Below are 17903 nucleotides of genomic sequence, written 5' to 3' on the forward strand. Positions count from 1 at the left end.
TAGTTTTGGAAGAAAATTAACTATTCTTTCCAACGAAGGGTTTCCATCAATTGTTTCATATCATTACGTAAATAATTTGCAGCCGGAAGAATAGAGTCATAATTTGGTTTTACTTTAAAATACATAGACCCCACTACAAAATGATTAATACTATCAGTAGCATAAAATTGAGACTGTGAAGCCGCATTGCCAGACACCTCATAAAACATACCAAACACACGATTTTTTTCATCAATATAAGGTTCTTGTAAAATACCATCTGCCTTAATCACGTGTTCTTGAGTAAGATTTTGAGCATCCCGTAGCAACGAATCAAGGTTGTTATTAATTTTAAAATAAGAAATATACATGGTTGCTTTTAATTTCTTATACTCCAGATTATACCAACATCGATTATTCCTTCTGGCTTTTTGAAATTCTGAAAAATCATTTTTCTCAAAAGAATAAGGGCAAGGTAGCATCACTTCTTTATACTCTGGTTTAGGATAACTTAATCGCAACATTCCTTCTGGTTTAGGTAGGATTTCACCACCACAAGAAAGTAATAACACTGCACCTATTACTAAACAAAATCTAACTATTTTCCTTTTCATTAATGGTTAATTTCACTTGTTTTATTCGTTTATTATCCAATGATTCTACTTTAAAAGTATACTGGTTCAAATTAATCATTTCACCTCGTCTTGGAAAACTTCCTGATATTTCCAGCAACAATCCCGCGATGGTTTCTGCATCTCCTTTTTTATCTTCAAAAATTTCATTGTCTTCGAGCTTTAATACTTTGTAAAAATCTTTTAACGCCGTCCTTCCTTCAAAAACATAATTTTGATCATCGAGTTTAGAATACACCAAATCTTCATCGTCAAATTCGTCACTAATATCACCAACAATTTCTTCGATAATATCTTCTAAAGAGATCAATCCACTGGTCCCTCCATATTCATCTACCACGATAGCCAGATGATTCTTTTTGTTTTTAAAATCATTAAGCAGATCATCGAGTTTTTTATTCTCTGGCACAAAATAGGGATCTCTTAATAACGGTATCCAATCAAAATTGGTTTCATTAATATGCGGTAAAAGATCTTTTACATATAAAATCCCGATCACTTTATCAATATTATCTTCATAAACAGGAATACGTGAATATCCATTCTCGATAACCTCTGGCAGAATTTCTTTATAGGACGCTTGGTTATTCAATGCAAAAATATCCATTCTGGGTCGCATCACTTGTTTTGTATCTGTATTTCCAAAGGACACTATTCCCTCCAGGATTTTCTTTTCTTCATCAGTAGTATCCTTATCAGAGGTTAGTTCTAGTGCTTGTGACAATTGATCTACACTTAAATTAGATTTTTGTTTTCCCAATCTATTATGAATCCCAATAGTAACGCTACGCATAGGGATACTGATTGGAGTGATAATCCAATCCAAAACCCTAAGAGGACGTGCCATAAACATGGCAAATTTCATTTTATTTCTACTGGCATATATTTTTGGCAAGATCTCACCAAATAATAAGATCAAAAAAGCTGCTAGTCCGACTTCTACTAAAAACCGCACACTAATCCAGCCAAACCACACATAGTCAAGGCTACTAAAATATACTTTCCCCAAAGTATCAAAAAGTAATATGATCGCAATATTGATAAAATTATTCGCTACTAATATTGTTGCTAGTAATTTCTTGGGATTATCTAATAATCTGGATATCGTCTTAAGGTTCTTAGATCCATTTTCTTCATCTTTTAGATCAGCAGGAGTTAATGAAAACAGCGCCACTTCACTTCCGGATATTAATGCAGAAAAAACAAGTAAAACTACAAGTGCCACCAAATTAACGGTTTGCATTGGATCAAAAGCGAATAGTAAAATAAATAAAGGTTCAGGATCAGGGTCCAAATTATCTCTGTTTAGTTAAACGTATCAGAATGGGAGATCGTCGTCTTCCATTGCTGGTGAATCAGGTGAAGCCTCTTGCGGATTGTTCACAGAAGGGGTCACTTGCTGAGTTGTATTCTGAGGTCTTGGCTCAGAAGATGGGTTCTCATTTTTGGGGGTAAGAAAAGTAAAATCAGTACACTGTATTTCTGTACTATATCTATCTTTTCCTTGTTCATCTTGCCATTTTCTGGTCTTTAAACGCCCCTCTATATATATTTTATCTCCTTTATTAAGGTATTTCTCACAAATCTCTGCCGCTTTATTTCTCACAACAATATTATGCCACTCCGTAGTAGTCACTCGTTCATTTGTACTTTTATTCACATAAGAATCATTTGTTGCGAGTGGAAATCTACCAATACAATTACCTCCTTCAAAATAATGCATCTTAACCTCATCTCCTGTATGCCCAATAAGCATTACTTTATTTAGTGTTCCAGACATTTTAATTATAGTTTGTTGTTAGGGTTTATACTTGCAAAGAAATAACAAACCTTTATAAATAACGCTATCAGAATAGTTCTTATTTTCTTCTATACCTTAAAATAACATTGTTATCTAGTAAATGTAATAAAAAATCAATAAATACAATACTCTTAGAATCGTCTTAACGTATCTTTTTTTAAACTAAATCTTTCTTAAAAAACGCTTCTATAAAATTACCTAACAAAATAGGAACCGGATAGGAATGTACATCTTTAAAATTTACTTTTTTCTGATCTTCACTACCATTTAGACTATCATTTAATTTTACAATGTAAAACTTAGTGTATAAATGTTGATGAGATAATTTATGCACTATTAACTCCTCTTTATAGGGTGTAATCTCATACTCCTTAGTATTTACTATTTTCTGAAAAATATCATTTAACACTATTTCATCAACACCTACAACTTCTCCTTCTATTAAAGGAAATTCATATAGGCCTTTCCATATTCCGTTCCCTACTCTTTGTTGTAATATGGTTTCCTGATTTGATGAAGAAAATACCAGGTAATTAAAATACCGTTTTTTGACTTTTAGTTTTTTAAGTTTTACTGGTAAAGAAGGTACGTTACCTTTTTTAAGTGCTTCACAACTATCTTGTAAAGGGCAAACAATACAATACGGACTTTTGGGCTTACACTGCAATGCTCCAAACTCCATAATTGCCTGATTGTATTCTGCAGGCTCATCATGATCCATTAATGTTATTGCCAGTTTTTTAAACTCACTAATTCCTTTTGTACTATTAATAGGAGTATCAATTCCAAAATACCTGGATAATACGCGATACACATTTCCGTCGACTACAGGTACGGCTTCATTATAACATATAGAAGCAATGGCGCTAGCCGTATAATCACCAACTCCTTTTAATTGCAATAAGTCCTTATATGTAGCTGGAAAAACACCTTTTAAATCATTGGCCACATATTTTGCTGTAGCATGCAGGTTTCTAGCCCTAGAATAATAGCCTAATCCCTGCCATAATTTAAGCACTTCTTCTTCACTTGCATTTGCCAAATCAAATACCGTTGGAAAAGTAGTTGTAAATGACATATAATATGGTAATCCTTGCGCAACTCTGGTCTGTTGAAGTATAATTTCGCTAAGCCAAATATGATATGGATTTTTGGTTTCTCTCCATGGCATTGATCTTTTGTTTTGTAAGTACCACGAAATGAGTTTTTTAGAAAAAATCATAATAAAATTATAAGTTTTACAAAATTAAACGTTTAAAGATGAAAATATCATCTTAAGTATTGATATTTTGGATTTTAAATTGTTATATTTGCCCCCTTGAAAATTTAAAAACCCCTTAATAGGTATTATAATGACTAAAGCAGATATTGTAGCAAAAATTTCAGAAAAACTGGGAATAGAAAAAGGAGATGTTCAGGCAACTGTTGAAACATTTATGGAAGAAGTAAAAAGTTCACTAGAAAGTGGAGACAATGTTTATCTTAGAGGATTTGGTAGTTTTATTATCAAAACCAGAGCAGAAAAAACAGGTCGTAACATTTCTAAGAATACTACTATCAAAATTCCTGCACACAATATACCAGCGTTTAAGCCAGCAAAAGTTTTTGTAGAAGGCGTAAAAACTAATGTAGAAGTAAAATAAACTAATAACAATAAATAAAATACACACACTATGCCAAGTGGTAAAAAACGTAAAAGACACAAGGTAGCTACGCACAAGCGTAAAAAACGCAGAAGAGCCAACCGCCACAAGAAAAAGTAGTTTCTAACTACTTTTTTTGTTTAAAAGTAATGTTCTTTGAAATCGAAATAAAATATACTATCTACTACCGATAGGATTATTTTATTTCAACGGAATTGCAAAATTCCTGTGAAAAAAATTGTTTAATCCATTCCGATTTATCGGGATAAAAATCTAATCAGAGTGAACAACGAATTGATCATTAGGTCAGGTTCCTCTACAGATTTTGCCTTACTAAAGGATGGAAAACTAATTGAGTTACATAAGGAAGAAGACGATAGTGATTTTTCGGTAGGTGATATTTTTATTGCCAAAATCCGTAAATCCGTCCCAGGTTTAAACGCTGCATTTGTAAATGTAGGGTATGAAAAAGATGCATTTTTGCATTATCATGATCTTGGTCCTCAAGTGTCTTCCTTACTTAAATTCATAAAACGTGTAAGCACAGGTAAATTAAGAAATTATTCTCTAAAGGATTTTCCTGTAGAGGACGATATTGATAAACACGGTACTATTACCAATGTGTTAAAATCAAATCAATCACTGTTAGTACAGATAGTTAAAGAACCTATATCAACCAAAGGCCCTCGAATTAGCTCAGAGCTATCGATTGCTGGTCGATATATTGTATTAGTTCCTTTTTCTAACCGAATTTCTATTTCTCAAAAAATAGAATCTTCAGAAGAAAAAGAACGTTTAAAAAGGCTTGTTAAAAGTATCAAGCCCAAAGGTTTTGGTATTATCGTACGTACTGTAGCAGAAGGCAAAAAAGTAGCAGAACTAGACAAAGATTTACAAAATCTGATGGGACGCTGGGAAACCATGTGCAAGAAATTGTACAAAGCGCATCATCCGTCTAAAGTATTAGGTGAAATGAACAGAGCATCTTCTATATTAAGAGATGTGTTTAATGACACTTTTACTTCTATTATTGTAGATGATGAAGATCTCTACAGTAGAATTAAAGAATATCTGCAAGAAATTGCTCCAAAAAAGGAATCAATTGTAAAACTTCATAATCCTAAAATACCAATTTTTGAAAAATATGGTATTGAACGGCAAATCAAAACAAGTTTTGGCAAGACGGTATCTATGAGTAAGGGCGCCTATTTGGTTATCGAGCATACAGAAGCGATGCACGTAATCGATGTCAATAGTGGCAACCGGTCTAATAAAGCCAAAAACCAAGAAGATACTGCACTAGAAGTTAACCTAATCAGTGCAGCTGAAGTAGCTCGCCAACTACGTCTAAGAGATATGGGAGGTATTATTGTAGTCGATTTTATCGATATGAATAATGCTGATAACCGTAGAACTCTCTTTAATCAATTGAGAGAAGAGATGAAAGACGACCGAGCGAAGCACAAAATATTACCGCCAAGTAAGTTTGGCTTGATTCAGATTACGCGACAACGCGTACGACCAGAAATGAATATCAAAACCCGCGAGGATGATCCAAGCGGAATAAATGGTGAAGTTGAGGCACCTATAGTTTTGGTAGAAAAAATAAAGGTCGAATTAGAAAAATTAATTAAGAAAGAACATAAAAAGATAACGCTAAGTGCGCATCCTTTTATTGCAGCTTTTTTAACAAAAGGATTTCCATCCACCCGATCCAAATGGTATTTTAACCATAAACGATGGGTTAAGATTGTACCTAGAGACGCTTACACGTATTTAGAATATCATTTTCACGATAAAGATGGTGAAGTGATAAAATAAAATAAAGCCCGGACTTGTAAAAGTACCGGGCTTTTTGGTTTTATAATCTCCTCTTATATTAAAGATTTAATACTCACTATTTATAGGCCAAAACATCCTTGAGTAGGTCTGTTAGTCCCTCCATTGTTTTTTGGATCAGTAACTGTTAATGTACAAGTAAAAGCACCTGAAGGCTCAGGTTTAGGTGGGTCTGTTAAAGGACAATGCTCACTTCCTCCCATAATCACTCTCGGGTTTGTTAATTTTGTGATCTCCAACTTTTCTAATCCTAATTTTTTTGTGATTGACTTTTTTTTCATAATTCTCTTTTTTTATTTGTTTCCGTTGGCAAACATAAATAGAATAATTCTGAAATGTTACTTTTTTATTTAACTATCACCCTGTTTTCCAGAATCACTGAACATAAGATCTTAATAACCAATTTTTTAACAAAAATCAATTACGCTGTTGTTTTTCTAACTCTCGAATAAAGTATGAAGGTTGTATCTTTTTTATTTTATAAAAAGATTTAGAAAAAGCATCTGTAGAATTAAAACCTATCTCTCTTGCTATGGCTTTAATGGTATAATTCATAAACTTTTTGTCTGTTTTAAGTTTTTCAATACAATAATCTATTCTTAATTCATTGATATATACAATAAAGCTTTTCTTCTTATAGTGATTAATCACTCGGGATAAATATTTTGAATTTGTATTCATTTTTTTTGCCAATTCATTAGTGGTAATGCTTGGCTTTAAAAAATCTTGCTTTCGTTCAAATTCGTCTAAATCATTCAAAATTTTATTCGCAATATCTTCAGAAATTCCAATCGAATCAACCGATGTAGTACTTAAGGTTTTCTGATTCTTTTTATTAGCAGAACTAGAATTATATAATTCGTCAAATCTTTGTTTATATCTCTTCTTTTTTCGATAATTAAAAACCAAAAAAACAGATGACATCATACTTAGAATAACCAAAAAAATGATAATTATTGTAGATGATTTTTTATCCCCTTTTAATGAATCTATAATTTTTTGCTTTTCAGAAAGAAGTCTCGGGGTATCATAATTTTGGACCACATTCTTGATAAGGTATTTATAATTACTATTTAATATACTATCCACTCTAAGAAGTTTTTCAATATATTCTAATTGGCTATCCGTATCATTTATGCTTTTATAATAACTAATCAAAATCTCATGATTTTCTCTATTTTCTGGAATAATCTGGGTAACTTCCTGAAAAATTTTATCTGCTTTTTTATGTTCTTCTATAGCCTCTTCTTCAAAATCCAATGATGATAATGTTTTTCCTAAGTAAAAATGGGCTTGCCCCAAATTAGTTTTATCACCATTTAACTCTAAATCTTTAATTGCTTTTGCTAAACTATCTTTGGCTACAGTATAATTCGATTTACTAAATTGATTTATTCCTTCGTTTAGTACAAAATAACATGTAAACTGTTCTGCTTTTAATTCTATAGATTCTTTGTACCCTATTCTATTTATCATAGAAGCAGAATCTAGCACTTTATTAAAATTATAAGATTCTGACAAAGCAAAAAGTGTAGTTAAATAGTCATTGGGAGCTTTTTCTTTATATTTTGAGTAAAATGCATAACATTCTCGTAAGGTCACTAAAGCTGTTTCATTTTCTCCCAGAATAGCCTTCAGAATACCTATATTTTTCTTACAAGAATATTGGAGAAATATATTATTATATTTTTCTGTTTCGTCATATACTTTTAAATAATAATCAAAAGCCTTCTTAAAATTTCCCATGTCAAAATACTTAAGCGCTTTATTTAAATAGGCATAGGTAGGGTAGCTTTCTGTCTGGTGATTTTTTGTAATTGCTATTATAGTATCACAATATTTGATTGATGTCTCCCCTGTACTTATGCTGGATAAGAAATAATATCCATCTGCAATTCTTAACGTATCCTTTTCTTTTTTTGCTTTAGAAAGATATTTATTGGCATACCCAACAGCAATTACAGAATCCACTTCATTTTCATAAAATTTATTTAATAAAAACTTATAACTATCATCTAAGGTTTTCTCGGTGTTTTGATATGCAGTGATACTTTGTATTTGATAAAATAAAAGAATCGCTACGATATAAAAACTCTTGCACATTATTCTCTTCAAAATTTATGAATGCTATATTAAAAATACTATGATTTACACTTCATCTTCTTCCAAAACAAGAAGTAAATATACCATTTTCTGTTTTTTATTCGACTTCTTAAAAAAACAAATCTAAATATTTAAAAAACAGCACTTTAATACAAAAAAGAATCTTGTTATTCTAAGAATCTATGCCGTGTTTTCCCGAATTGCAGAATACTCTCCTTGTTTCTTCCTTAATATTGGGGATATATTTGTTTCTATCAAAAAACAATGTTCTACAACATAAAACAAGGTCAAAAAAAGAATAAATATTCTCTATTAATTAAGAATATAAAGATTATGAAAATTCTAATCCAAACTATGCAACTTATTCAACGTATTGATCAATTGATCCATTTACAAGCAACAGGTACTCCAGATCAGTTAGCGTCGCGATTAGGTATCTCAAGAACTAAAGTCTATCGTATCATCAAATTTATGAAAGACCTTGATGCTCCTATACTATATGATTTACATTCTCAAAATTTTATCTATGCCGAAGCGGTAGGATTTAGGTTTGGATTTTATCAAAATGAATTACAAAGTGATGAATGAATCATAAACCATGGGTTAAGATTGTACCTAGAGACGCTTACACGTATTTAGAATATCATGTTCATGATAAAGATGGTGAAGCTAAATATTCATTTACGTACTAGTCCCTGAACTTTGTTTCTCGAGTTTTTTTATAAAGTATGAAGGATATATCCCTGTTTTCTTATAAAATGTCTTAGCAAAAGCCTCTGCTGTTTTAAACCCCACTTCTTGTGCAATGGCCTTGATAGTGTATTTTCTAAATCGAGCATCTGATTGTAGTTTTTCTACCGCAAAATCGATACGTAGGTCATTAAGATATTGACTTAAACTTTTCTTCTTATAGGTATTGATTACTAGCGACAAGTAACTGGAGTTAGACCCAAAACTCTTTGCCAGGTCTTTAGAATTGATTTTTGAGCTTAGATATCCTTGTCGCTCCTCAAATAATTGTAATTGACTAAGTAAATGCTCTAGCGTTTCTGGATTAATTGAGGATATCTCGGTCTTATTTTTTGGTGGTTTTTCTTTAAACTTGCTTTGCCGGGCATTGGTCTCCACCAATTGCAAAAATCGTTTTTTATAGCGTCGTTGGTTATAGTAATAATAACTCACTCCTCCCAGACTTAGAACCAATAACAATGAGATGATTGCAATGGTCTTAGCACTGACACCTTTTTCTGCTTCTAAAGAAACAATAAGTTCTTCTTTTTCTCTAAGCAGGTTGGGAGTGTCGAATTCTTTTATGATTTTTTTGTTTAGATTTTTATATTGCTTATCTAAGATACTATCTGCGCTAAGTAATTTATTAATGTAATACAACTGTTTATCCTTATCATTTTCTGATTTATAATAATCAATCAACATCTTATACCCCTCTCTCATTTCTAAATACACATATCCACTTTTTGCAGTTTCATCAAGTATTCTTAGATATTTTAAAGAATTTTTGCTGTCATTAAATTTTCGATTCAGTTTCGCTAGATACAAATAACCACTAACTTTTAATATACTATTTGGATAATATTTTTCAAGAAAAAACATCCCTTTATTAATACTGTCTAAAGAGGCTTTATATTGTTTTTTATGATATAGGTTTATTCCTTCGTTTAGTACGAAATAATAATATATATCCATACTATCCTTTAATGACTGTTTAATTCCTTTTTTATTATAGTATGAAGATGAATCAATAAGTTGAAGTTGTCTAAAAGTAATTGATAATTGTAGCATCGAAGTATAATGCTCTTCTCGTTTAATATTATTCTCTTCTTCATATTTTAATACCTCTTTAAATATTTTTGCCGCTTCTTGAAATTCTCCAATTTGCTGTTTTAAAGTCGCAATATTATGTTTAGTTATATAATATAAAAATAGATTATTCGCCTTTCTGGAGTACTCTAAAGCTTCTAGATAGCTGTCAATTGATTTATTGTATTCTTTTGTTTGTTTGTATACGCCTCCTTTAATAGAATAAGAAATTGCGGGGTATCTTTTATGTTTCAGACCTTTACTAATTGAAATAGAGCTATCTAAATAAGCCAATCTCACCGGAACATCATTTAAGTAATTATAAGATATAGACATATAACCTTTTGCTATTTCAATATTATCTTTTCCTTCTTTTGCTTTACTAAGCAATGTGCTTGTATATGTAAAAAAAGTAGGAGAGTCTGGTTTATCCGATATACACAATTTAAAAAGCTCCTCAAAACTCTTTGTCTTCAACGAATCAGGGATTTGAAATTTTTGTCCAAAACCAAAATAGGATAGTAAAAGAAATAGTGCCGTAAGATAAACCGATCGCATAGGTAGTTCTTAGAGTTAAAGATCAAAAGTATTGAAAATATTAGCAAACCTCTAAAAAGTAAAAACCCAACTTAGTTAAGTTGAGTTTTTCAATTATGTTAATCTTTAATTTAAGTTTCCTAAATGGATTTTTTTTGATTTTAACAAGTTCCTTCTAAAGTTAAATCATCGCCAGATACAATTAGGTCACTACTTAAAGTCTGCCTCCAAAAAATAATTTCGTTTTTTGTTCTCTATGAATATTACTCTTAACGAAATATAAAGAAAAATGGGCTCACATCTCATTTTTCAGAAAACAGAATAAAAATCAACCAATCAAGAAGAATTAGCTCAAATTCACATCTCCTACTATTAATAAAACAAGAAGAGCATAAACAGAGACTCTCATATTGATCCTTTTAATCCCATCTTTCAAAAGTAATTCTATTGAATATTGCCTTCAAAAAACAAAGCACCACTACCAGTAGTAGGCGAACATTCGATTAAATCACTGGTACAGTTACATACTGTACGGTCACTTCCTCCTTTTACCTGTTGAAGTGCTTCAATATTTAATTTAGTAATCTTAAGTTTCTTTAAATCCAATTTCTTTTTCCCTTTTTTATTTTCCATGAGTTTTTTGTTTTGAGTTCGAAACAAATATAGGTATTACTCTTAAAGAAATGTGAATGAAAAATTTAGTACTGGTCTGCTTTCTAAGAAAACAGACCAGCAAACAACTAATAAACAACATTTTACCTGCCAATTTGTTTAATAAAATAAGATGGATAAATCCCTGTCTTTTTATAAAAGGATTTAGAAAAAGCTTCAGTTGTATTAAATCCAATCTCACGAGAAATTGCTTTAATAGTGTATAATCTAAATTTGGAATCGTTTTTGAGTTTATTTATTACATAATCGATACGCAATTCATTTATATAAACACTAAAACTCTTCTTTTTATAAGTGTTAATAATTTTAGACAAATATTTAGAATTTGTCTTTAATTGCTTTGCTAAATCTCCTGTGGTAATATTAGAACTTAAAAAACTTTCTTTCTTTTCAAATTTTTGAAGTCCTTCTAATACCGAATTTACTATTTCTTCGGAAATTCCTATAGATTCTGTAGTTGATGAACTTTTATTAATATTTTCCTTTTTAATAGAAACCACATTAGTTTCTACATTCATTAATTCTTGAAAACGTTTTTTATACCTTATATTTTTAGTGTAAATCAACATCATAAAAAAGATAAGTATGACTGCAATTGCCAATACTATCCAAAATTTTATATTCGTCTTTTTTTCCTTTTGTTCTAGATCATCTATTAAATTTTGTTTTTCCTTTAATAACTTTGGTGTATCGTATTCCGTAACAATTGTTTTACTCAGATTTTTATAATTAAGATCCAAAACACTATCAATCGTAAATAATTTATTGATAAAATATAATTGCTTATTCTTATTGTTCTCTTTTTTATAATAATTAATCAACATCTCATATCCTTCCCGTATTTCGATAGATGTAAAATTGGTTTCTTCATAAAATCTATCTATCTCGAGTAAATACTGAAGAGACTTTTCGTCTTTATTAAATATTTTAAAAAGTTTCCCTAAATACAAATATCCACTAATTAAAAACTCTCTATCCACTGTATCATCCTTTAGAACTCCAGGGATTCCTTTAAGAATACTATCTAAAGACGCTTGATATTTTTTTTCTTGAAACAGGTTTACACCTTCATTCAAGGTGAAAAAATTGCGAATTTTTAAATTATTTTTGTTTGCCAAATAAGCGCCTTTTTTATTGTAAAAAGTAGCTGAATCAGAAATATTGACTTTTCTATATGTATTGGCTAATGTAAGAACCACTAACAATTTAGTTCGATTAGTCTTCTCATTTTCATCATAATACTTCATCACTTCTCTAAGTATTCTAATCGCATCTTCATATTCTCCAATCTTTGTCTTCATGAAGGCTACGTTATGTTTTGCAACAAAAGACAACCTTTTATTATTAGATATATCAGCATACTTTAATGCTAAAAGATGACTCTCAATTGATTTACTATAACTTCCTGTATGATAATATACCCATCCTAAATTCGAATACGAAACCTCAGGATAATCGTTCTTTTTAATTTTTTCACCAATGGAAATAGAACTATCCAGGTATAATATTCTTTTAGGAAAATCTTTTATATAATTAAAGGACATATATCGATACGCCTTGGCTAATCCTAATTCATAGTCATCCTGCTTTGCTTTAGCTAATAATACTTGTGAATAAAAAGGCTGTTTGATAGAATCTCCAAGAGATTTTAGAAACACACTATCTATCTCCTCAAAACTCTTTGCTTTCAATGAATCAGGGATTTGAAACCCTTTATCCTGAGCGAATCCATGGATAATAGTTAGAAAAATGATACTAAAGACAAGTAGTACTCTTTTCATGCTTTGCTATAGCTTACTTTTGTTTTTTGGTAGCGTAATAAGAAATCATAACACACCAATTCATAAAAACGCTGTTTGGATCGAAAAGCTCGATTTACTAACATATGGATATAACTACTCATCAAATCATCCAGTGGCATTTCTAAACTGTTGTCTTGCTGCATTTTCATGATCATTTGTACCACAGCGGTCGATTTTTGAGTTTTGTGATCTATTAAGTCATCCAAAACCTGATATTCTTCTGGCATTTCTGTAGTCTCCAAAAATGCAGAAAGCTTGCTTTTTATGCCTCGGTATTTTTTATCTAATTGTTTGTTTAAAGTCTTATCCCCATGAAATTCTTTCTTAAAAGACTGACTGTTTCGATGTACCAATGTTAATTTTTCCTGTTGTCCGTAGTTAAAACTTTCTAACAATCGATCTATTGCCTTTACCACAAACAAAAAATACAATTCTTCGTCTTCTATCAATGCTATGGCATTCAATAACATTTCACTGTCATAAAAAAACAATTCTTCAGATATATCCATTGTGCGGGTGCCATATCGCTCTAATTCCCTCAAATAGGTGTCAGTCTGTATTTTATATACTACACCCTGCTCTACATAATCCTGTAATGCTGCATTCATTTGTAAAATTACCGTTCCTATGGCTTTTATATCTGGTAAATGAAATCGTATTCTGATATGAAAATCAGGATCCCCATACCGTATAAAAAACCAGGAATCTATCAATCCTTGCTGCAGCAACTGCTCTGTAAGAGGTTTTATGGTTTCTGTAAGGAGCACATCTGAGGTTCTGGCACCACAATAGATTTTATAGTATACCCATTCATCTCCTAATATATATGTTCGTTTTGTACTCATGTAGTCTTTTCTTTGTTCTAATTTTTCTTTCCTATTAAGCCATCGGATCACTGAATGTGCAAAATGAAATTTCTAAACCTCAACTGCCTTTGACACTTGATTTTGTGATTGAGCATGCTCTAGTTTTTCCTGATTGTATAGTGATATAACAAACTGATTGGTATAACTATTACCTTGTTGTTGTACTACACCTTTTTGTCCATCAGGCCGACCTTCTTCGGCAAAGAAAAACTCTTCAAGAATACATCCTTTCTTATTTTTAATAGCATCTAACCACATACGTACAGAATTACTATTCTCTAGGTTAATTAATAACGTATTATCCCCATCAATAAGCTGAACTAATGCAGGCATGTTGTGTTTTTCTCTCCAACCCTGTATAACTTTAATGTTGCCTTTGTCTATATGTTCCTTTAGAAAAGGAAGGTCTGCTGTAATAATTTTCCATCTGGCTTTTGCCAATATAAAATCCTTATATACTACCCTGGGTAGAAAAGCGTGTTTATCTAATGCCTCCCCCCAATAAAACCCTAAACCAGATCGTCCTCCCTGTTTCTGTACATCGCATAAAAAATGATATACAGGTAATGCATTAGCACTATAATTATGAGCATTGGTCAATCGTGGTATAATTTCTTTATTAAGCGTCTTAGATCGTAAAATAATACGACCATATCGAACAGATATCATCAGATCAGATATATCAAGCTGTTGCTCCTTGGGTACATTAGATTTTCCTAAATACGGAATTTCATATTCTCGAATCGTAGCTCTACGAATCACATTACCGGTTCTGGACTCTGGCAAATGAACTACCTCTGCCAGAATTTGATTGGGATACATTTCTTGCTCTACTGCTGCAATATGCTGAACATGATCAAGAATACTATCATTACCTGTCGAAAATCGACCCAAAAGATTAGCTCCAGAAGACCCTCCTACAGAGGAAAACATCATTTTTTCTTCTCCATCAACATTTGCAATCTGTACTATAGATGACATAGTATCAGGTAAATCATTCCAATCAAGCTCCAGGTGTTCTACATCTTTATCTTCAAAGTGTAATGTATATTTATTTTCTTTATGAATATGCTGCAATTTTTGATTTAGGATTTCCTGAATAGGACTCCATGATATTTCCTGACGAGATACAGGTTTTAAAGGAATATACAAATCATCCAAAAAAGAAGTAGAATCTCCAGCATTTTGGTTTTGCAGATAACCAACCCCTACTTCGGTATCTAATGCTGTAGCCAAAGGGATTTCCTGGGTTTCATATCGTTTTGTAAATGCATCTTTAAATCGCTGTAAATGGGTTTCTGAAGGAGCAGTACTTATTTTATTTAAAAGTGTTAAAGCCCTTTTAAATTTATACCCCCATCGCTTATCCAGTTGATTAGATTGTATCTTGGTATACATATCAGTCTGAAATAGATATTTCAGTTCAAAAGGGGTCTCTAGTTGTGATACCCGTTCACTTAACTGTAAATAGTCTTCTGCTGTATTACCCAATTTTTGATCTACTTGGTCCAAGAACACCTGATAATGTTTGATCTCTTTTAAGATAGATTCTGTACCGTCTAATGCCTTAAGACACTTTTCTAACTGCATTAAAAAATCCTCCCCAGTTACAGAGGGTTCTATTTCACTTACCAGAATCTGATTTTCAATTAGCTCACCTATAAATTCTTCTGCCTCTTCATAAGTAATCTCATCATCAACCAATAAATTAGCTAACTCTTTAATCTTTTTACCTGATCTGGCACTTTCAATTATTGTTTGTAAATATTCTGCATAGGCTACAGCTTCAATAGAATGTTCTCGCCTATTGTGTTGATTGTACTTATATTCTATGTATCGGTATTGATCTCCAATTTTATAGAGACTATTATTTGCATACCATAATAGCTGTTTTTTTATAACTTCTTCTTTGGCTAGTTTCTGTGAAAAGGCCACCAAAAAATTCATATCAAAACGGGTTTGCCTTTGATGATGTTTATAATCGGTCAATTCGATTTTATTAGCTTCTCCAAACTCTCCAATACTACATCCTGCAAATAACCCAAACGGAGTACAACGAGAACTCATTCTGGATATATACTTTAATAAAGAAGATTCTAGGCGCTTACTCTTTTTTGTATCCTTTAACTGACCAGACAACCATTTTTCTATTTCGGAAAATAGTTCTGGTGAGGCCAGAAAAATGGCTTCTCTTATACTATCATCTTTCCAAATATCTTTAAAACTGTCAATAGAGATCTCTTGATCTTTAGTGAGATGATGATAAAAGTTTAGTGATAAAAGTGGCGTCCTAAGACAAAATTTGTCAAAAAAGGTATATGGATTTTTTAGCTTCACAAGGTTCTAAGTCTTATTCTATAGTTAATTAATAGGTTATAAATATACTACTTTCTGTTTTAAGGTTTTTTTTAAGAGACCGTAACAAAAATTACTGATAATCAATTATTTACCTCCAAAAACTCGAAGTCTGAATTCTGTGAATTGCGGGCTTGTTTTCATGAATCACGACCGGCTTCACTTGTTTTCAGGCTTTTATCAAGGGTATATTTGATCAAATCAAAAATTATGACACACGCACTCATTAACTTCATTACAGCACTCATCAGATTCTTAATGGATCATTTAATCTCGATATCCTCATTTATTTTTTAATCGCTAAAAAAATCGTCACATGAAATGAGTCATAACCATTAAGTTGATCTCAACCAAAATGATTGTTGATGAATTCTATCTGACCGCTAAAACAATAAAATATAAACAGATGAAACAGTTATTTCCAAAAGAAATTATTGACAATACCATCGAGGTGCATCAATTCGAACATAGTAAAAAAAGCAAAACGATATATACAACAATATTAATTGCTCTTATCATCGCATTAGTACTTCTGCCTTTTATCAAAATTGATATTTACACAACTGCAAGAGGTATGCTAAAACCAAGTAAAGAACGAATTGCTATTACACCTTTGCAATCAGGAAAAGTAGTATTCGCCAATATGCTGGATAATCAAAAAGTAAAAAAGGGAGATACACTTCTGATGACCAATACTTCTGTTATTAATGGAAAAATAGAGCGTTCTACTACACAGTTAATAGAAACTGAGCAGTTTATTAAAGATTGCGAATATCTTGTGAATACAACAACACCAAAATTTACTAGAATTCAATCTGCCCGTTATCAAAAAGAATACTTGTATTTCACACAAAAATTACGTGAACTACAAACCCGATTCGAAAAAACAAAAATTGATTACTTGCGTAATCAAAAATTATATAAAAAAGGAGTAGTTGCCAAAGTTGAGTATGAAAACAGTGCTTTTGAGCATCAATTAGCTACTAGTAGTTTACAACAATATCGAAAACAACAAAAAAACACCTGGCAAGCTTCACTAACAGAATATCAGGGTTCTATCAGAGAATTAAAAAGTGGATTATCTCAATTAGAGCAGAACCAAAAAGATCTTGTCATTACTGCTCCTATAGATGGGATTCTTAAGAATGTAATGGGACTCGAACCTGGAAGTTTTATTGCAGGTGGTCTTACTATAGCCGAAATATCTCCAGACACCAAGCTTATTGCAGAATGCTACCTCTCGCCATCTGACATTGGTTTGATCAGTAAGGATAAGGCTGTCAATTTTCAAATCGATGCTTTTAACTATAATCAATGGGGACTGGCCTCGGGTAAAATACAGGATATTAGTAAAGATGTAGACATTCTTAATGAGCAACCTGTTTTTAAGGTACGTTGTAAAATCGATCAAGGCCATCTCAAATTGAAAAATGGTTTTAAAGGAAGTTTCAACAAAGGGATGACATTAAGTGCAAGATTTAAACTTACAGAACGCACTTTATTTGAATTACTATATGACAAAGTAGATGATTGGCTCAATCCTTCAAGCCCAACAATCGCTGAAGTGAAAAGTGAAGAGTGAAAAAAGGAGTCAGTAGTTGAATGACAAATGTAAAATGTAAAACCGAAAAAATTAAAATGTAAAAGTGAAAAGGGCCTGATGCTGGAAGACGGAAGTCAGAAGTTAAAAAAGCATCGGACACCAGGCCTATTGCTTCAGACATCAGATAAAAAATGTAAAGTGAAAAGTGTAAAAAAGAGTAGAGAGTAGAGACTACAGAGTGAAAAGTAAAAAAAGAAGTCAGAAGTATGAAAACAGAAGTTATAGAATAGAAAAGGGTCAGATGTCAGAGATA

At 31.5% G+C, this 17903-nt stretch carries 15 protein-coding genes; 4 read left to right on the forward strand and 11 right to left on the reverse strand.

Annotation, left to right across the window (positions count from 1 at the left end; all coding sequences use genetic code 11):
- Positions 1 to 20 precede the first annotated feature (20 nt).
- From gldD to mutY, 4 genes are all read right to left on the reverse strand, one after another.
- The gene (gldD, locus tag DK442_RS03470) at positions 21 to 593 is read right to left on the reverse strand and encodes a gliding motility lipoprotein GldD (protein ID WP_109434432.1); all 573 of its coding nucleotides are present in this window, start codon (positions 591 to 593) and stop codon (positions 21 to 23) included.
- Positions 574 to 1905, reverse strand: coding sequence for a gliding motility-associated protein GldE (locus DK442_RS03475; RefSeq protein WP_109434433.1), 1332 nt, complete (start codon positions 1903 to 1905; stop codon positions 574 to 576). The genes gldD and DK442_RS03475 overlap by 20 nt, the downstream gene beginning before the upstream one ends.
- Before the next feature lie 24 nt (positions 1906 to 1929).
- Entirely contained in the window at positions 1930 to 2391 is a 462-nt protein-coding gene (locus DK442_RS03480; protein WP_109434434.1) for a single-stranded DNA-binding protein, read from the reverse strand.
- Positions 2392 to 2569: 178 nt separating this feature from the next.
- Positions 2570 to 3634, reverse strand: a complete 1065-nt coding sequence (gene mutY / locus DK442_RS03485; protein ID WP_109434435.1) for an A/G-specific adenine glycosylase — start codon at positions 3632 to 3634, stop codon at positions 2570 to 2572.
- Between the two features lie 130 nt (positions 3635 to 3764).
- On the opposite strand from mutY, the gene DK442_RS03490 reads away from it, so the two are divergent.
- Positions 3765 to 4055, forward strand: a complete 291-nt coding sequence (locus tag DK442_RS03490; RefSeq protein ID WP_024768281.1) for an HU family DNA-binding protein — start codon at positions 3765 to 3767, stop codon at positions 4053 to 4055.
- A gap of 282 nt (positions 4056 to 4337) precedes the next feature.
- Positions 4338 to 5876, forward strand: a complete 1539-nt coding sequence (locus tag DK442_RS03495; RefSeq protein WP_109434436.1) for a ribonuclease E/G — start codon at positions 4338 to 4340, stop codon at positions 5874 to 5876.
- Between the two features lie 80 nt (positions 5877 to 5956).
- Here the strand turns inward: DK442_RS03495 and DK442_RS03500 are convergent, their stop codons facing one another.
- Positions 5957 to 6175, reverse strand: a complete 219-nt coding sequence (locus DK442_RS03500) for a hypothetical protein (RefSeq protein ID WP_109434437.1) — start codon at positions 6173 to 6175, stop codon at positions 5957 to 5959.
- A 136-nt stretch (positions 6176 to 6311) separates the two neighbouring features.
- On the reverse strand, positions 6312 to 8009 hold the full coding sequence (locus DK442_RS03505; protein ID WP_160114030.1) for an AraC family transcriptional regulator: 1698 nt from the start codon (positions 8007 to 8009) through the stop codon (positions 6312 to 6314).
- A gap of 321 nt (positions 8010 to 8330) precedes the next feature.
- On the opposite strand from DK442_RS03505, the gene DK442_RS03510 reads away from it, so the two are divergent.
- Positions 8331 to 8585 carry a helix-turn-helix domain-containing protein gene (locus tag DK442_RS03510; RefSeq protein ID WP_143915833.1) on the forward strand — a complete coding sequence of 85 codons (255 nt, stop codon included), beginning with the start codon at positions 8331 to 8333 and terminating at the stop codon, positions 8583 to 8585.
- A 93-nt stretch (positions 8586 to 8678) separates the two neighbouring features.
- Here DK442_RS03510 and DK442_RS03515 read toward each other — a convergent pair whose 3' ends face one another.
- The 5 genes from DK442_RS03515 to DK442_RS03535 form a co-directional block, all read right to left on the reverse strand.
- Complete coding sequence (locus tag DK442_RS03515; protein ID WP_109434440.1) at positions 8679 to 10373, reverse strand: AraC family transcriptional regulator; 1695 nt, start codon at positions 10371 to 10373, stop codon at positions 8679 to 8681.
- Positions 10374 to 10796: 423 nt separating this feature from the next.
- Entirely contained in the window at positions 10797 to 10985 is a 189-nt protein-coding gene (locus tag DK442_RS03520; protein ID WP_109434441.1) for a class I lanthipeptide, read from the reverse strand.
- Between the two features lie 122 nt (positions 10986 to 11107).
- On the reverse strand, positions 11108 to 12805 hold the full coding sequence (locus DK442_RS03525; protein ID WP_109434442.1) for a helix-turn-helix domain-containing protein: 1698 nt from the start codon (positions 12803 to 12805) through the stop codon (positions 11108 to 11110).
- The gene (locus DK442_RS03530; RefSeq protein WP_143915838.1) at positions 12802 to 13671 is read right to left on the reverse strand and encodes a thiopeptide-type bacteriocin biosynthesis protein; all 870 of its coding nucleotides are present in this window, start codon (positions 13669 to 13671) and stop codon (positions 12802 to 12804) included. Before DK442_RS03530 ends, DK442_RS03525 begins: the two co-directional genes overlap by 4 nt.
- A gap of 72 nt (positions 13672 to 13743) precedes the next feature.
- A complete protein-coding gene (locus DK442_RS03535; protein ID WP_109434444.1) occupies positions 13744 to 16029 on the reverse strand; it encodes a lantibiotic dehydratase family protein in 2286 nt (761 codons plus the stop codon).
- A 424-nt stretch (positions 16030 to 16453) separates the two neighbouring features.
- Between DK442_RS03535 and DK442_RS03540 the strand changes: the two genes are divergently transcribed.
- Entirely contained in the window at positions 16454 to 17629 is a 1176-nt protein-coding gene (locus tag DK442_RS03540) for an HlyD family secretion protein (protein ID WP_109434482.1), read from the forward strand.
- The last annotated feature ends 274 nt before the right edge of the window (positions 17630 to 17903 follow it).

This window comes from Aquimarina sp. AU119, assembly GCF_900312735.1.
GTDB classification, from domain to species: Bacteria; Bacteroidota; Bacteroidia; order Flavobacteriales; family Flavobacteriaceae; genus Aquimarina; species Aquimarina algiphila.